Below are 13,704 nucleotides of genomic sequence, written 5' to 3' on the forward strand. Positions count from 1 at the left end.
GCAAGTAGAATGCAGTTTAGTATACTTCTCTGCAAAATACAGGGATTTTAAGCTGCCTGCACGCTTTCTAATGAAAGGAGATCTGTCATGAACGAAAATCAACGCTTGGAAGGACAGCAAGTACAAACTGAAAATTCTTCGGACAAAAAATCCAGCAAGGATTATAGCAAGTACTTTGAAACAGTATATACTGCTCCTTCTTTAAAGGATGCCAAAAAGCGCGGAAAAGAAGAGGTTAAGTACCATAAGGACTTCGACATTCCTGAAGAGTTCCTAGGAATGGGTGAAGGCCGAAAATTCTACATCCGCACGTATGGATGCCAAATGAATGAACACGACACTGAAGTCATGGCAGGTATTTTCCTTGGTTTAGGCTATGAGCCGACTGACAGTGTCGAGGATGCAAATGTCATCCTGCTGAATACCTGTGCGATCCGGGAAAACGCCGAAAACAAGGTGTTCGGTGAACTTGGTCATTTGAAACATCTAAAACGTGAAAAGCCTGATCTGCTTTTGGGTGTATGCGGCTGCATGTCACAGGAAGAATCTGTCGTCAACAAAATCCTGAAAACCTATAACCAGGTTGATATGATTTTTGGGACGCATAATATCCATCGCTTGCCGAATATTCTCCAGGAAGCATACATGTCCAAAGAGATGGTCGTTGAAGTTTGGTCAAAGGAAGGCGACGTTATTGAAAACCTTCCTAAAGTACGCAGAGGGAACATCAAAGCATGGGTTAACATTATGTATGGCTGCGATAAATTCTGCACATACTGCATCGTTCCTTATACACGAGGCAAAGAGCGAAGCCGCCGTCCGGAAGATATCATCCAGGAAGTCCGTCAGCTTGCGGCACATGGCTATCAGGAAATTACCCTGCTGGGCCAGAACGTAAACGCTTATGGTAAAGATTTTACAGACTTCGAGTATGGTCTAGGTGACTTGATGGATGAAATGCGCAAGATCGATATCCCACGTGTCCGTTTTACAACCAGCCATCCTCGTGATTTTGACGATCATCTGATTGAAGTCCTGGCAAAAGGCGGAAACCTGATGGACCATATCCATCTTCCAGTGCAATCAGGTTCTACCGATGTATTGAAGATCATGGCCCGGAAGTATACGCGTGAACAATATCTTGAACTTGTACGCAAGATTAAGGCAGCCATTCCGAATGTCACTTTAACAACAGATATCATCGTCGGATATCCGAATGAAACGGATGAACAATTCGAGGAGACATTGTCACTAGTCCGTGAGGTTGGTTACGAATCAGCGTATACCTTCATCTACTCTCCAAGAGAGGGAACCCCAGCAGCTAAAATGCAGGATAATGTTCCTATGGAAGTGAAGAAGGAACGTCTTCAGCGTCTGAATGCACTTGTGAATGAACAGTCTGCCCAGTCGATGAAGAAGTATCAGGATCAGATTGTCGAGGTACTGGTCGAAGGTGAAAGCAAAAACAATCCTGATGTACTTGCGGGATATACAAGCAAGATGAAGCTCGTCAATTTTGTCGGTCCTAAGTCGGCAATCGGCAAAATCGTCAAGGTAAAGATCACAAATGCAAAAACATGGTCTTTAAACGGGGAAATGGTAGAAGAAAACGAACCAGTTGAGGTGAAGTAAGTTGGCAAAATACAATAAAGATGACATTATCGAGCGCTCAAGAGAAATCGCACGAATGATTGCTGAAACAGAAGAAGTGGACTTTTTTAAGCGTGCAGAGGCACAAATTCATGAGAATGAAAAAGTAAGAACACTTATTTCTTCTATAAAAGGTCTTCAAAAGCAAGCTGTAAACTTCCAGCATTACGGAAAAACAGAAGCTTTTAAAAAGACCGAAGAAAAAATCGCTTCCTTAGAAGCTCAGCTTGATGCAATTCCGGTTGTACAGGAATTCAAGCAATCCCAAATCGATGTAAATGACCTGCTGCAGATGGTCGCAACGACAATTTCCAATACTGTTACAGATGAAATCGTCGTATCGACCGGAGGAGATATCCTCCGCGGCGAAACTGGCGCTTCACTCCAGAACGGAGCAAGCTGCCACACCCACGAACATTAAATCACTAGTTTACAACCAGGCACCTGTTTATAGCAGGTGTCTTTTTTATGGAAAAAGGGCTTTCCTTCCGCAATTGCAAAACATTATTTCACCTTCCACCTCAGGTTTCTCAACGTAAACAGTCTCCAGTTACTGATCAAATCAATTACCCATCATCTTTCATCAATCGGGAACATTCATCGCCTGTGGGCATACAATGAACTATGCCTAAGTTTTTAACAGCGGTTCTAAAATTAATCGCACACTAGTCTAATATCACGCATAGGATGAATTGAAAAAGATTGAGGAGGTTTCGCTCGCATGGGAGATTACAGAGAGATTATTACGAAAGCCGTCGTAGCGAAAGGACGTAAATTTACACAGTCCAATCATACGATCAACCCAGCGCACCATCCAAGCAGCATTCTTGGCGCTTGGGTCATAAACCATAAGTACAAGGCAAAAAAAGTAGGGAAAGTGGTTGAGGTAAACGGGTCTTACGAAGCCAACATCTGGTACTCCTACGATGATAATACAAAAACAGAAGTAGTCACGGAGAAAGTAACTTACTGCGACGTCATCAAGCTTAAGTACCGTGATCCAGATTGCATGGATGACCATGATGTGCTCGTTGAAGTCCTTCAGCAGCCTAACTGCATCGAAGCCGTCATTTCGCCAAATGGCAACAAAATCATCGTTCACGTCGAGAGGGAATTCCTTGTCGAAGTCATCGGTGAAACAAAGGTTTGTGTTGTCACTCATCCAGGCGGATGTGACTGCGACGATGACGAGTGGGGTCACGGAGTCGATGATGATGAATTTGAAGACTTGAACCCAGACTTCCTTCTTGGAGAGGAAGAATAACATCGAACTAGGAAGCTTGTACTTCCTAGTTTTTTTTTACGCAAAAAAGACTATAAATCAGGCGGCGGACACCCTGTAAGTAACCAGGGATGGATGCCGCCTCTTTTCGATCATGTGTTTATAGAAAGAAATTCGGTTTTTCAACGGAGCTGCAAATTGGGCATAATTCTCTTGCACTCCAGGAATGAAAGGGGGTGTGGCATTTTTGACAGTTGGTTTTGACAACCGGTCGGCTTTCTTCCTCACTCTTATGGACTTTATAGAAGATTTGCACCGAATTTTCTTTGCAAATATCACTGCAAAGACGGCAGCCGCTGCAGTTATGGTCTGTAAGTTTCAATGAATCATCAACAAGGCGGAATACTTCAGAAGGACAAATCGCGAAACATGCCTCGCATAATGTACAATCTTCTTGATTCAATTTTACCTGATAAAATGACCACCCTTTAAATAGGTTCGAAGTTTTGAAGCTGTTTTCATTGAACCGCCACTTAATTGGAGTCATAGAAGAAAGAACGGTCTTTTTGCTGTCTGAAGTAAGCTTGGCAAAAAAGGCACGTCTTGATATCCTCGGCTGATCTTCTCTATCCAATTCAACTTTATTTACAATGGATAGGGGCTCAAATTCTATTTTTGCAAGAATGTCATTTGCCTGCTTGACATTCTCCATTAGCTCCTCGCTCACTAATGGTTCATAGACACGCCGTATTCCTTTCTTATGATAATAAAGAAGTTCCGCGACAGTTGGTAAAGCAGAGCCATCCCCCAGCAAAATGTGATTTTGAATGATTCTCCTGGGTGGTGATTGCCCTTTGATTGCTTGTACTGGGCAAACCGTGATACAGACACCACAGGTCGTGCATGATTGTTTGCTAATATTTAATTCCCCATTTTCCACACTTATGGCTTCTGTGGGGCATTCGTCCATGCAGGCTGAACAGGAACTCATGTGACTGATCTTTCTTGTACAGGAGGAGGAAATCTCCAATTCATAACTCAAGCTTTCAATCCAATTGCCAACCAGCGACATTGAAGGTCACCTCAACATTCATTTTTACTACACTACCATTTTACGATTAAATTCTTTTAAAAAAGGTGTGTTCGTCAGAAATTCAAATAGATGTAAAGGAATGGTCACAAACCCTCTAGCACGAAAAACGAAAAAAGTAGAACAGAGGTGATCTAGCACAGTGAGTTGTAAGAATTCCAGTGAAAATCCTCCAGTCATGTTAGGTGAAATCCTTCACATATAAAAAGCCTATTCTCCATAGAATGTTCATTGTTTCACAAACTTGGTTGCCATATAGTGAAGATGTAATCGAAAGGTGGTGTAACCAGATGATGGAGTCAATCGAAAAGAGAGCCGAAACTGCAATGGTTTTTACGATTATTGCAGACTTATATAAGCCGCCTGCTTTGGAGACATGGAAAGAGATCGAGCAAAACCATTTACTGAAAAAGCTTGAGTTAATGGCCAGGGATTTATATGGTTTTGAATTTCCATTAGAGGGGATCTTGCCTGATAATTTTGAGCATTTTTGCGAAATACATAGAAAGGCGATCGGGTCTGCAGAAGAGAAAGCCGTTCTCCCGATAGAGTCGCTATATAAACCATGGACACAGGATGAAACTTGTACTCTTCCATTTGCTCGGGAAAAAGGCTACCTGCAAGGTGATCCCGCCATGCACATTAGGTTCATTTTAAATGAACTGCAAATGGAAATTCCGATTCAGTACAAGGGCATTCCCGATCATTTGTCTATTCTGCTTGAGCTGGCAGCATATTTCATCGAGCATGCTCCTGAAAAATTCAGTAGTGAGTTCATTGAGGATCACCTGGACTGGCTGGGCGAATTTGAAATACAACTAATAGAAAAATCGAGCCCTCCTTTCTATGGAGCAATTACTGGTTTTTTAATAAAAGTAATTGATGCGCAGCAAAAAATGAGTTTTTAAAAAGGTAAGCAACATAAAGGTGGTGATGCTTTCGGTGGAAGCAATGAGACGATTGCAAGGAGGAAAGGCTGGTTTAAATCTGTTAAAGATTTACGAAGCTGCCTGCCTGGCTGAAGGCGGAAATGGGTCAAGAGAAAAAGGAGGGCAAGTATAATGCTAAAAACAAAACTATCAAGGCGCCGATTCATTAAAGCTTCTGCCGCGACAGCTGCCCTGGCATCGGCGGGGACTGTGGGTTTTAATGAATGGTCCAAAGAATATGTAAAAGCTAGTGCTAACGCGGAAATTAAAGAAATTCCCAGTACATGCAATGCATGCTCAAGCAAATGCGGAATGGTTGGCCACGTTAAAAATGGGCGTTTATGGAAGCTTACTGGGCATCCAGATCATCCGTATTCCAAAGGCAAACTTTGTGCCAGAGGACATGGATATGCGACAGTTGTTTATTCAAAAGACAGGCTGACCCAGCCATTGAAACGGATTGGAAAAAATAAATTCAAGCCTATTACCTGGGAGCAGGCCTATAAAGAAATTGCTGAAAAATTGACTAAGATCATCAACGAACATGGTCCGCAGGCAGTGGCGCTTACAGAAGACCCAAGAGCTTCTGGAAAATTCTATTCTCCACGCTTCATTAATGCGCTTGGCTCGGCCAATTATTATACACATCATGTCGTTTGTTCAAATTCAAGAGATGCCGGTTTTCTTCATACAGTCGGAGTAACTGCAACGAGTGCTGACATAAGCAATGCAAAATACATCATGTTCATTGGCAGGAGCTACGGCGATGGAATTCGTCCGAGTTCGGTCCAGTCTTTGGCAGCTGCCAGGGACAATGGTGCAAAGATTGTCATCGTGGATCCGCGATTGAATAACACAGGCAATCTCGCCACTGAATGGCTGGCCATTCGTCCAGGTACAGACCTTGCGCTAGTGCTGGCAATGTCACATGTTTTAATAAAGGAAAACCTTCATGATTTGGAATTCATTAAAAAGTATACAGTTGGTTTTGAAGCATACGCCAATGAATTGGTAAAATACACTCCACAATGGGCAGAGGGGATTACAGGTATTCCTGCGGACGATATCTCCCGAATTGCAATCGATATGGGGAAAGCAAAACCCAAGGCTCTTATTGAACAATCTTGGAGAGGCGCATTTGGCTGCAACTATGAAAATAGCACAGAAACGGGCCGTGCCGTCGCCATGTTCAATGCTCTGCTGGGTAATTTTCAGCAAAAAGGCGGAAGTATCTTTGGAGCTAAACCCCATATGGGTAAATTGGATGAAGCGAAATATCCAAACCCGAAAGAACCAGTGTTGCCAAAGGCAGGCAAAAAGGAATTCCCTCTTGCCTACCAGGGTAGCGGCGTGGCAACAATCGTCGCGAAGGAGGCACTTGAAGGAAAAATGAAGGCGGCTATTTACTATCATTCTAATGCTGCCCTTGGCTATGGAAACCCTAAAGTGATGAAAGAAGCATTCTCAAAAATGGATCTGGTAGTAGCAATCGATGTCCAAATGTCTGAAACGGCTCAATTGTCCCACTATGTTCTTCCGGAAGTCACCTATATCGAACGTGACGAGGTCATTGAAGAGTTATCCGGGAAAGTACCGGGAATCGCTTTAAGACAGCAAATGGTTGATAAAGTCCATCCAGAGACAAAGCCAATCCATGAGATTTACACAGAGTTAGCGAAAGCGTGCGGTGTTGGCCAATATTTCAATTTCACTCTGGATGAATTGAACGAAGCTATGCTCGCACCGACTGGTATCACGTATAAGCAGCTGAGAGAAAAAGGAACCATCATGTTCCCTGCCGAGGAACTTACGATGGGCGAAATGCCGAAATTAAAAACGCCATCTGGAAAAATTGAATTCTACAGTGAAACGTATAAAGCAGCCGGATTTAAGCCTATTGTCGAATGGATCGAGCCAAAAGTTAGTCCTGCAGATGATTCTTTCCGGTTGATCACAGGCAAACAGGCGATCCACAGCCACACCCAAACTGCGAATATACCAATTTTGATGCAGATAACAAAGGATTATGATTTAGAAAGAATCTGGATCAACCCTGTTCGTGCCAAAGCGTTGGGAATAAAGGATGGGGATCTGGTAGAAGTGAAATCCAGTGAAGCTACCAGCAAAATCCGCGTTAAAGTAACGGAAAGGATCCATCCCGAGGCAATTTTTGTTCCAAGCCACTATGGGATCACATCCAAGGATTTAAAAACCGGATACGGTGTGGGCTTTGGCTATATGGAGCATGTACCGTTCGATTTTGAAAAATGGAGCGGAGCAGGAAATATTCACGAAGTAATCGTGAAGGTAAGGAAGGTGAATGGCTGATGGCACGCTATGGAATGTTGATCGACACAAGAAAATGCGTCGGCTGTTATGCATGCCGGGTAAGCTGCCAGATGCAGAATGAGCTTCCGGTAGAAGAGTCTTTTATTAAATTTTATGAAAAAGAAACGGGTGTTTTCCCGAACGTCAAGAATGAAATCATCCCCGTGCAATGTCAGCATTGCGAGGATGCACCATGTGTAAGTGTCTGCCCGACAAAGGCTACCTACATGACTGATGAAGGCATTGTACTCATAGACTCTGAAAAATGTATAGGCTGCAAGTATTGTATGGTTGCATGCCATTACGGAGCAAGAACACAGAATCACGAGACAGGAGTAGTGGAAAAATGCCGTTTCTGTTCCGAACTCGTGGCGGAAGGAAAACAGCCGGCTTGCGTTACGACATGCATCAGCAATGCCCGGATTTTCGGTGACCTTGATGACCCGAACAGTGAAGTATCAAAGGCGATTGTAAAATTGAATGCCCAGCCTTTGAGGCCGGATTTAGGGAAGGCAAAAATATACTACGTGAGGTGATTATAAATGGTTTGGGGAACAATTATCGCAGCTTATTTATTCCTGGCCGGGCTGAGTGCCGGAGCGTTCTTAACCTCTTCCTATGCAGCAAGGAAATATCCTGATGCTGTTGCCGTCCGTTTTGCTGGCAGGCTGATCAGTCCAATCCTGATGGGAATAGGTCTATTGCTTCTCATCGTCGATGCTGAGGCAGGATTGAAAGATCCGTTGCGCTTCATCTATTTGTTCACGAATTTCAAGTCAGTCATGACGATCGGGACTTATTTCATCAGCTTCTTCATGATGGCTGCAGCCTATATGGCCGTGATGGAATTGTTGAAAAAAGATACTAACAAAATAATCGAATATATCGGCATGATTTTTGCTGTAGCAACAGCGATTTACACCGGCTTCCTGATTGGTGTCATTGGTGCGGTACCACTTTGGAACACAGCCATTTTGCCAATCCTGTTTGTTGTATCTGCTTTCTCAACAGGGATTGCCGGCACAATGTTAACGGCATCGCTCATGGATAAAAAAGTCATCCATCATGTGATGTCCATCAAAAAAATCCACTTATCGCTGCTGATTGCGGAAGTATTCCTGATTTTCACGATGTTCTTAATCACATCTTCAACCAATGAATCGGCTGCCCAATCGGTATCCATGCTGTTGACAGGCGCATACAGCGCAATCTTCTGGATTGGATTGATTGTGATAGGGCTGATTGTGCCAATCATCATCGAAGGGCTGGAGTTGTTTAACTTCAGAAAGCTGAATAGCAGCCGCGCAGGACTTGAGGTTGCAGTAGGGGGTACAAATGGAATTGCCACAACCCTAATAACCGAAAGCGCCGTCCTTGCCGGAGGTTTCATCCTTCGTTATCTGTTGCTCGCAGCAGCAGTCCCGGTAATCTTTTTATAAGAAGAATACGAATCAGCGTGAAGTCTTGGTAGAAGACTTCACGCATTTTTTATTTGGCTTTGTTACCTTGGTATCAGCAGGGGGGAATGAATGAAGTAGGTATAAGTTCGGACAAAACTTAAGCAACAGCAGGCGGAAATGTTCGAAGTGGGATCGTGTTCGTACAAAACTTTGGCATCAATAGCGGGAAATGTCTGAAGTAGTGTCATGTTCAGACAAAGCTCTAGCGTCGCTACCCGGAAATATCTGACGTATAGTCGTGCTCCCAAAAATGCCGGCTGCAGAAGAAGGATCCCAAAAAAAAAACCAATAATTAAGCTGAACCCGCATCCCGGTTCAGTTTGTTGACATTAACAGGTATTTCCAGCGATAATATCTTAAAATGCACCTCAAAAACTAAGAGGATACGAATATGATAATCTTTGGTAAAAAGGAAGCAGACATCAGGTACAAATGGAGACCAGGTGTTTATGGATTGATTTTAAACGATAGGAATCAAATCGCCTTGATCCGGACAGATGATGGGAAGTATTTCCTTCCGGGTGGCGGCCTGGAAGATGGAGAAACACATGAGGAATGTCTCGTTAGGGAAGGTATTGAAGAAACCGCCAACATTCTTACAGTCGGTGAATGGATTGGCAAAGCGAAGCAATATTTTTATTCGAAAAATGATCAACAATATTATTTGTCTGAAGGAGATTTCTATTTAGCTCAAATTGCCGGACAAGCTGATGGGCCTGCTGAACCAGACCATCACCTGGAATGGGCCGAATTGGACACAGCCATTGAAATACTGTTTCACGAGCACCAGCGCTGGGCTGTTCGAAAAGTCCTGTCGCTGGGTAGAGTCACAACCAGCTGTCAGTTTGATAAATAAGGTGATAGAAGATAAATCTATGCTATTTGGGTTAATCAAATGCCCCAAATTACCTCTTTTCTTTCACACCTGCTTAATGGTAATGTTAGCTTAATCACCTTTACCTTACATAAAAATAGTTTGATGGATGCATTTAGTGGGAAAATATTTCGTAGAACAGCAAAGAATAATGAGGGTGATTATGGATATCAACTATGAATTTCAGATCTTCCACCAAGAATTAAAAAAGCTGAAGAGAGATTTTCAGCGTTGTGAAGATGTGACAATAAAGAAATCAATTGCCAATGACATTGAACTTTTGGAAAATGCGCTTAAAGCGATCTGAAAAAATGAAGCAGGAGATTTACTATGAGTAGACAAATAACTGATCCAGAATTCCTTTCTTTCTGTGAAACTGCCACACCGATCGAAGTAGTTGAGAAAATTACTGACCATACCATCCGCGGGCTTGAGAAGATTGCGCTTCGTTCGATTTCGACGCGGAACAAGCTTCCGGCTAATGTTGCGAACCTTTTGGTGGCCTATTTTTACAGCCACTATGGGAATCAGGTATATAATCGGAATGATCTGGCACGGCTTTATGACTACTGGGCCTCAAGGGACGTCAGGACAATGGCGAAGGGTACAGAAATGGTCCAGGAGGATATCGAGGAAGTCCTTAAATCATTGAAATAGTCCATTTTTTATGAACAGGCTGAAATCAGCCTGTTTTTTTTTAGAGGAGAATTTGCATTTATCCCGAAATCCTATAAAAAAGATGGAAAGCAGGGTGGTATTTTGCTCCAAGAATCTCTGATAAAAATAGCTAATGTGAATGAGGGTCAAAAGGTGGTCCAGTTATTAAAGCGAATTGCACAGTGGATGAAGGACAATGGGATCAATCAGTGGAGATACCTTCTTAGTGGCGGGGATGATGAAGAAATCCTGCATGCCATAAAAAAGAAGGAAACTTATATCGTTTTGCATGAGGATGAAGTGATTGCAACCTTTACTATTTCGGAAGGCCAGAGTGAATGGGATCAACATATCTTTGGTGATGATGTCGCTAGGGATTCACTTTATTTGCATAGATTGGCCATTTCACCGGAATGGATTGGAAAAGGTGTTGGAAGCGAACTATTGTCCTGGATTTATCAAAACATATCCACAGACAAATCCTTCCTCAAATTAGATTGCGTTGCGGATAACAGGAAATTGAACCAGTTCTATATAGACAACGGCTTTGAATATATGGGCGAAACTGATCATCATAGTAAATACCAAAAAAAATTATAGCACTGAATCAGAGGACTCTAAATGGGTCTTTTTTTAGTGCATTCGTGCGAAGATGTCACTCAATGTTAATAAACAAAACACTTTACCCACAAAAACTGAGGTTACAATGGAGTTGTAAAGAGACCGCAGTTGTGAGGGATTGCTATGTTGATGCAAACAGAATACTTGGCAGACATTGTGAATTATCTGCCTGAGGGTATGATTGTCATGGATACAGTTCGGACGATTCATTACCTCAATGAAAAGGCGCTCGAGATGACAGGATGGAAACTCGGAGAGAAGGTGCCTTACTGTACCTATTGCCAGGAACGTGAAGTGAATGAGCATGAGAACCGCTGTATTCTTACAGCGGATGAGCCAATTCCATCTTTTAACTCCCATTTGGCTGTATATGAAGGCCTTGAAGAGTTTGAAATGTCCTTGAAAAAACTGAACATTGCTGAAGAAACCTATTTTGTCTTGCGGATCCGCCAGCCTGTGCAAAATGAAAACAGCGAACGCGCCAGGTTCCATGAGCTGCTTGTCCGGGAGACGCTGCTTGCCCAGGAGGCAGAACGTAAGAGGATTGCCAGGGAATTGCATGACCATATAGGCCAAAGTGTTTATAGTATATTCCTTGGCCTGGAGGTCATAAAACAGGGAATCAGCGATGAGAAATATCAGCATCATCTTTTCAATATGATGAATGTCATGGAAAAAACGCTCGAAAATATCAAACAGCTGACCAAAAGCCTCCGGCCAGAAATTGTCTACGATATCGGTCTCGAAAAATCACTTCGCCAGGCAGTAAAGGACTGGCGGAAATTATATCAGATTGAGATTTTCCTTGAATTGGAACTGGATAAAGAACAGGAGCCTGACCCGGAAAAAGAGCTCCATCTATTCAGAGTCATACAGGAAAGTGTCGCAAATGCGGTTCGCCACGGTCAAGCAACCTATGTTTCCATTCATTTAAAAACCTATTACCAATATGTCTTCTTCAATTTATTCGATAACGGAAGCGGATTTTTAACAGAAGGCTGTAAAAAGAAAGGGCTTGGCTTAAAGCATATGTATGAGCGCTGCAAAATGCTGGATGGAGATATTAAATGGCTTAGCAAAGAGGGTGGACCTACAAGAGTGGAAGGGTTTGTATCCTTGATCAAAGCGGAGGGAGAGAGGGAAAGTGAATTTAATGATCATCGATGACCATGAGATTGTCAGGGATGGATTGAGCATGCTTCTCCAACAATCATTTTGCATTGATGGAAGGATCTGTGCCTGTGATGGTTATGAGGCTGTAAAAGCTGCAGAAAATTTTCCCGCAGACCTCGTACTGCTAGACCTTTCGATGCCTGGCGGATTGGATGGTATGTCAACTCTGGTAAGATTAAGAAAATTGCTGCCGGCGGCCAAGATTGTCATCTTCTCGATGCACGATGATATCGGCTACCAGAAGAAAGCGTATGAGGCAGGAGCTGACGGCTTTTTAATCAAACAGTTGAAACGGGATGATCTCATCCAGTCCCTTGATCAGATTTTGGCAAACCAGAAGGTATTCGATACGCATGTTTGGGAAGAAGGTTCAGTAGAAGATCATTTTAATCTGGTCGACCTCCCGATAACCAAACGCGAAAAAGAAGTTTTCGTCCTGACTGTTAAAGGATATTCACAAAAAGATATTGCAGAAAGGCTTGACATTTCAGTGAAAACCGTAGAAAACCACCGGCAGAAAATCGGTGAGAAGCTCGGTACCCACAAGCGTTATGAATGGGTAGAAACCGCCAGGAAATACAATGTATTCTACTCTTAACAACAGGGCGTATAACTGTCCTGTTTTTTATTTATTCTCAAATACCTTAGAGATTTTTTTTGGAATGAATATATTTTTACTGGTAATTATTTCATGTCGGGATTTTTTTTGCGATAATGGAAGAATAATAGTCCGAAAGCAGGTGTTTTTGTTGCAAGTACTTCAAGTTAATCAGGTAACCAAGAGATTCAAAGATTTTGAGGCTGTAAAAAATGTCTCTTTTTCTGTTAATAAGGGAGAATCATTTGGTCTGCTTGGCCCTAATGGCGCCGGTAAGACAACGACAATCCAAATGGTATCCGGACTGTTTCCTCCAAGTTCAGGAAGCATCGAGATTGCTGGGATTGATATGATCAGGCAGCCCAAAAGAGGACAGGGACTCTTAGGGATCGTTCCGCAGGAAATTGCTCTTTATCAGACAATGAGTGCAAGGGAAAACCTTGCTTTCTGGGGGAGGATGTACGGTTTAAGGGGACATAACCTGCAAAAGAGGATCAACGATGTGCTGGAAATCATCGGACTGGCTGATCGGGCAAAGGAAAAGGTTGCGACTTTTTCTGGAGGAATGAAGCGGAGAGTCAATATTGGAGCTGCCATTTTACATAATCCTGAATTATTGATCATGGATGAGCCTACTGTAGGGATCGATCCCCAATCCCGGAGCCACATTCTTGAAACAGTAAAAAAGCTTAATCAAGCAGGGATGACTGTCATTTATACAAGTCATTATATGGAGGAAGTCGAGTACCTTTGTGAAAAGATTGGCATTATGGACAATGGAGAATTCATCACTTCAGGAACCATTTCTGAATTAAGGGAGACAATCGGTGATCGGTCTCGGATTGTGATGAATTTTTCGGAAGCGCACGAACCAGGGAACATAAAGAAGGCCCTGAGTCCGTTAGTGCCTGAAGAGGATTTGGCTATCCAAGATGGTGAACTTGCCATCTTCCATAATGAACCGCAAAAGGTCTTGAGTGAATTGATTCAGACAGTAACTGGAGCTGGATTCGATATCACATCTGTTGAAATCGTTGAACCGAATCTTGAAAGTGTCTTCCTCCATTTGACTGGACGAAGCTTAAGGGACTGAGGGGGGGAT

Annotated in this window: 15 protein-coding genes; 14 read left to right on the forward strand and 1 reads right to left on the reverse strand. The window is 42.9% G+C overall.

Annotated features, from left to right (window positions below; all coding sequences use genetic code 11):
- Positions 1-87 precede the first annotated feature (87 nt).
- The 3 genes from miaB to J7E38_RS20940 all read left to right on the forward strand — a co-directional run bounded on the left by miaB (position 88) and on the right by J7E38_RS20940 (position 2,914).
- Positions 88-1,632, forward strand: a complete 1,545-nt coding sequence (gene miaB, locus J7E38_RS20930) for a tRNA (N6-isopentenyl adenosine(37)-C2)-methylthiotransferase MiaB (RefSeq protein WP_214704175.1) — start codon at positions 88-90, stop codon at positions 1,630-1,632.
- Between the two features lies 1 nt (position 1,633).
- On the forward strand, positions 1,634-2,071 hold the full coding sequence (locus J7E38_RS20935; protein ID WP_214704176.1) for a YlbF/YmcA family competence regulator: 438 nt from the start codon (positions 1,634-1,636) through the stop codon (positions 2,069-2,071).
- A 300-nt stretch (positions 2,072-2,371) separates the two neighbouring features.
- The gene (locus J7E38_RS20940; protein ID WP_214704177.1) at positions 2,372-2,914 is read left to right on the forward strand and encodes an outer spore coat protein CotE; all 543 of its coding nucleotides are present in this window, start codon (positions 2,372-2,374) and stop codon (positions 2,912-2,914) included.
- Positions 2,915-3,032: 118 nt separating this feature from the next.
- On the opposite strand, the gene J7E38_RS20945 is transcribed toward J7E38_RS20940, so the two are convergent.
- Positions 3,033-3,944, reverse strand: coding sequence for a 4Fe-4S binding protein (locus tag J7E38_RS20945; RefSeq protein ID WP_214704179.1), 912 nt, complete (start codon positions 3,942-3,944; stop codon positions 3,033-3,035).
- A 308-nt stretch (positions 3,945-4,252) separates the two neighbouring features.
- Between J7E38_RS20945 and J7E38_RS20950 the strand changes: the two genes are divergently transcribed.
- From J7E38_RS20950 to J7E38_RS21000, 11 genes are all read left to right on the forward strand, one after another.
- Positions 4,253-4,870: a molecular chaperone TorD family protein gene (locus tag J7E38_RS20950; protein WP_214704184.1), complete on the forward strand. Its 618-nt coding sequence runs from the start codon at positions 4,253-4,255 to the stop codon at positions 4,868-4,870.
- A 153-nt stretch (positions 4,871-5,023) separates the two neighbouring features.
- Positions 5,024-7,219 carry a molybdopterin-containing oxidoreductase family protein gene (locus J7E38_RS20955; RefSeq protein ID WP_214704186.1) on the forward strand — a complete coding sequence of 732 codons (2,196 nt, stop codon included), beginning with the start codon at positions 5,024-5,026 and terminating at the stop codon, positions 7,217-7,219.
- The gene (locus J7E38_RS20960; RefSeq protein ID WP_214704188.1) at positions 7,219-7,755 is read left to right on the forward strand and encodes a 4Fe-4S dicluster domain-containing protein; all 537 of its coding nucleotides are present in this window, start codon (positions 7,219-7,221) and stop codon (positions 7,753-7,755) included. Before J7E38_RS20955 ends, J7E38_RS20960 begins: the two co-directional genes overlap by 1 nt.
- 6 nt (positions 7,756-7,761) lie before the next feature.
- Complete coding sequence (gene nrfD / locus J7E38_RS20965; RefSeq protein WP_214704197.1) at positions 7,762-8,658, forward strand: NrfD/PsrC family molybdoenzyme membrane anchor subunit; 897 nt, start codon at positions 7,762-7,764, stop codon at positions 8,656-8,658.
- A 412-nt stretch (positions 8,659-9,070) separates the two neighbouring features.
- Positions 9,071-9,535, forward strand: coding sequence for an NUDIX hydrolase (locus J7E38_RS20970; RefSeq protein ID WP_214704199.1), 465 nt, complete (start codon positions 9,071-9,073; stop codon positions 9,533-9,535).
- Positions 9,536-9,716: 181 nt separating this feature from the next.
- Complete coding sequence (locus tag J7E38_RS20975) at positions 9,717-9,860, forward strand: hypothetical protein (RefSeq protein WP_214704201.1); 144 nt, start codon at positions 9,717-9,719, stop codon at positions 9,858-9,860.
- Between the two features lie 23 nt (positions 9,861-9,883).
- A complete protein-coding gene (locus J7E38_RS20980; protein ID WP_214704205.1) occupies positions 9,884-10,210 on the forward strand; it encodes a hypothetical protein in 327 nt (108 codons plus the stop codon).
- Positions 10,211-10,363: 153 nt separating this feature from the next.
- Entirely contained in the window at positions 10,364-10,810 is a 447-nt protein-coding gene (locus J7E38_RS20985) for a GNAT family N-acetyltransferase (RefSeq protein WP_214704206.1), read from the forward strand.
- Positions 10,811-10,954: 144 nt separating this feature from the next.
- On the forward strand, positions 10,955-11,998 hold the full coding sequence (locus J7E38_RS20990) for a sensor histidine kinase (RefSeq protein ID WP_214704210.1): 1,044 nt from the start codon (positions 10,955-10,957) through the stop codon (positions 11,996-11,998).
- Positions 11,985-12,602, forward strand: a complete 618-nt coding sequence (locus J7E38_RS20995; protein WP_251030426.1) for a response regulator transcription factor — start codon at positions 11,985-11,987, stop codon at positions 12,600-12,602. The genes J7E38_RS20990 and J7E38_RS20995 overlap by 14 nt, the downstream gene beginning before the upstream one ends.
- A 151-nt stretch (positions 12,603-12,753) precedes the next feature.
- Positions 12,754-13,695 carry an ABC transporter ATP-binding protein gene (locus tag J7E38_RS21000; protein WP_251030414.1) on the forward strand — a complete coding sequence of 314 codons (942 nt, stop codon included), beginning with the start codon at positions 12,754-12,756 and terminating at the stop codon, positions 13,693-13,695.
- The last annotated feature ends 9 nt before the right edge of the window (positions 13,696-13,704 follow it).

It is taken from the genome of Bacillus sp. ISL-35, assembly GCF_018613355.1.
Lineage (GTDB): Bacteria > Bacillota > Bacilli > Bacillales > Cytobacillaceae > Mesobacillus.

Excerpts from the sequence above, each read along its gene's own strand:
- miaB (WP_214704175.1), top strand. The coding sequence starts at position 88 with ATGAACGAAAATCAACGCTTGGAAGGACAGCAAGTACAAACTGAAAAT.
- J7E38_RS20940 (WP_214704177.1), top strand. The coding sequence starts at position 2,372 with ATGGGAGATTACAGAGAGATTATTACGAAAGCCGTCGTAGCGAAAGGA.
- J7E38_RS20945 (WP_214704179.1), bottom strand. The coding sequence starts at position 3,944 with ATGTCGCTGGTTGGCAATTGGATTGAAAGCTTGAGTTATGAATTGGAG.
- J7E38_RS20950 (WP_214704184.1), top strand. The coding sequence starts at position 4,253 with ATGATGGAGTCAATCGAAAAGAGAGCCGAAACTGCAATGGTTTTTACG.
- J7E38_RS20955 (WP_214704186.1), top strand. The coding sequence starts at position 5,024 with ATGCTAAAAACAAAACTATCAAGGCGCCGATTCATTAAAGCTTCTGCC.
- J7E38_RS20960 (WP_214704188.1), top strand. The coding sequence starts at position 7,219 with ATGGCACGCTATGGAATGTTGATCGACACAAGAAAATGCGTCGGCTGT.
- nrfD (WP_214704197.1), top strand. The coding sequence starts at position 7,762 with ATGGTTTGGGGAACAATTATCGCAGCTTATTTATTCCTGGCCGGGCTG.
- J7E38_RS20970 (WP_214704199.1), top strand. The coding sequence starts at position 9,071 with ATGATAATCTTTGGTAAAAAGGAAGCAGACATCAGGTACAAATGGAGA.
- J7E38_RS20975 (WP_214704201.1), top strand. The coding sequence starts at position 9,717 with ATGGATATCAACTATGAATTTCAGATCTTCCACCAAGAATTAAAAAAG.
- J7E38_RS20980 (WP_214704205.1), top strand. The coding sequence starts at position 9,884 with ATGAGTAGACAAATAACTGATCCAGAATTCCTTTCTTTCTGTGAAACT.
- J7E38_RS20990 (WP_214704210.1), top strand. The coding sequence starts at position 10,955 with ATGTTGATGCAAACAGAATACTTGGCAGACATTGTGAATTATCTGCCT.
- J7E38_RS20995 (WP_251030426.1), top strand. The coding sequence starts at position 11,985 with ATGATCATCGATGACCATGAGATTGTCAGGGATGGATTGAGCATGCTT.